We start from the raw sequence: 1,049 nt of genomic DNA on the forward strand, positions 1-1,049 counted from the left end.
TCGGGATGAAATGGGGTATACCTCATCACGAAAAAGTGCCACCGGCCTGCATGCCCATTCCGTTTTGCTTTTTGCCCCCAGAGAAGAACGGGTCATTGGCCTGATTGAACAAACGCGCTGGACGAGAGAGCTGAGTCATTATGGCAAGAAAGCGCAACGGGCTTCCCGGCCGTATAAAGACAAGGAAAGTTATAAGTGGGAACGCGCCTCTCAGGCAACAGAAACTCGTCTTGGCAGTGATATGAATAAGGTCATTTCAGTTTGTGCTCGCGAGGCAGACATTATTGACTATCTGACCTATAAAATCATGCATCAGCAGCGTTTTATTGTGCGTTCAATGCAAAGCCGTTGCATTGAACAAAGCTCAGATAAACTGTATCTGTTCAGTGAATCTTTGCAGCCTGCAGATAAAAGAACCGTTCAGGTTAAACAACGAGGTGGGCGTAAGGCGCGTGAAGCTCTCTGCGACGTCCGTTACGCCCCTGTCACGCTCAAAATGCCGGCCAATAAACGAGGGGAGCCGATACCGCTGTATTATGTGAGTTGTCAGGAAACGAATAACGACAAGGAGCTGAGCTGGCACATTCTGACATCGGAGCCGGTAAAAGGTAAAGAAGATGCCCACCGTATTCTGGACTACTATGAAAAACGCTGGCTCATTGAAGAGTTTCACAAAGCGTGGAAAAGTGGCGGGACACAGGTAGAAGCGCTGCGGATGCAACGTAAAGAAAATCTGGAAAAAATGGTGGTGATCCTGGCGTTTATCGCCGTGCGTGTTCATCAGTTGCGCTATGTGGGTCTCAATAGATCAGAGGCGGAAAAACAGAGTTGTGAAACGCTATTAAGCCCGCTAGCGTGGAAGTTATTGTGGGTAAAGCAAGAAAAGAAAAAGGTCCCTAAGACAGCGCCAAGTGTTTACTGGGCCTATATTAATTTGGGAAAACTAGCGGGTTGGTATGACTCAAAACGAAATGGCCGAGTGGGATGGGAAAGGCTGTGGCAAGGATGGTTCATGTTACAAACCATCCTTGAAGGTTATTTACTGTCCA

General features: G+C 47.8%; 1 protein-coding gene. It reads left to right on the plus strand.

Features of this window, described 5'->3' with window-relative positions; translation table 11 throughout:
* A partial coding sequence (locus LGZ98_RS23830) for an IS4 family transposase (RefSeq protein WP_262978743.1) occupies positions 1 to 1,049 on the plus strand: 1,049 nt, incomplete at both ends.

Origin of the sequence: Photorhabdus kayaii, assembly GCF_025384895.1 — a bacterium.
Classification (GTDB): Bacteria; Pseudomonadota; Gammaproteobacteria; order Enterobacterales; family Enterobacteriaceae; genus Photorhabdus; species Photorhabdus kayaii.